This is a genomic window from Acanthopleuribacter pedis (assembly GCF_017377855.1).
In the GTDB taxonomy this organism is placed as follows: Bacteria; Acidobacteriota; Holophagae; order Acanthopleuribacterales; family Acanthopleuribacteraceae; genus Acanthopleuribacter; species Acanthopleuribacter pedis.
In genome coordinates, this window is the sequence record NZ_JAFREP010000099.1 from 1 (window position 1) to 940 (window position 940).

The following is a 940-nucleotide window of genomic DNA, read 5'->3' on the forward strand; positions in this document are numbered from 1 at the left end:
GATTGGCGACGTGCCGGGTTTGGTTCCACATGGTCGAACCGGCCATTCGTAAACCGTCTCGTTGAAGCGCCTTGACTTGCCGCTCCCAAGGGAGTTGATCCTGAAACTTTCGAACCACCAGTTCAACAGCGAGATTTACGCCGTATTGGCCGCCGTCAACCAAGGTTGTTGGGCCGGGGGCCGTTACGCGACAGCCGCATTTTTTTGCGCGATACTTCCAGCGGATAATCTTGCGATTAATAAACTTAGCCGGTACATAATCCACCACATGGGTGATCTCTGCTTGCTTGACTTTCTTTAATGGACTTTCAAGCCCGCACCCGCACTTGGGCTGATCCTCCAAACGATATTCTTCCTCGGCCAAGGGAAGGTCTTGTCCAACCTGGCCGCGGCCGCTGTCGGCCGGCTTTTTTCGCTTGCCGGCGCCGCTGCTCTTGGAATCTGGGTCGCCACCCTCTGAATCACCACCCTTTGCTTTGTCTGAAGATCGGCCGTAAAGCTTCTTTTTGAGCCGGTCAACCTCGGCCTGCTTCTCGATGAGTATCTCTTCAATTCCTTCGAGATAGCCGGTTTCACCATCGTATCCACGGGCGTTTGCAAGCGCTTTGCGAAGTTGCAAAATCTCCTTTTCAAGGCCGCGAAAAACGGGGCGGCCAAGCTTGGGATCGCTGAGAATGTAATCGAGGGTGTGATCTTTAAACATGCGGCTATGTTATCACAAAAACAGAATTAAGTCTTTTTGATCTAGCGCTTTGTTTGTTTTTTTACAATTTAAATTCAGCCGGTGTAAGCGGAAGCTTGCCCTCTAGCCGGGCGCCCTCAAGGATCAACCGTAGTTCCATTGTTGAAAGCCGAGACGGGCTATCCCGCCGCCAGAGGTTGGTGAATTGGCCGGCTTCGAGACGTTTATAGTAAAGACATAGCCCCGATCCATCCCAGA

General features: G+C 52.2%; 2 protein-coding genes. Both read right to left on the reverse strand.

The annotated features are described in order from the left end of the window. Positions 1-703 (reverse strand): IS66 family transposase (locus tag J3U88_RS34020; protein WP_207863682.1); only part of this gene is annotated, 703 nt, incomplete at its 3' end. A 61-nt stretch (positions 704-764) separates the two neighbouring features. Further along, the coding region (tnpB, locus tag J3U88_RS35510) for an IS66 family insertion sequence element accessory protein TnpB (protein WP_207863683.1) at positions 765-940 on the reverse strand (176 nt) is incomplete at its 5' end.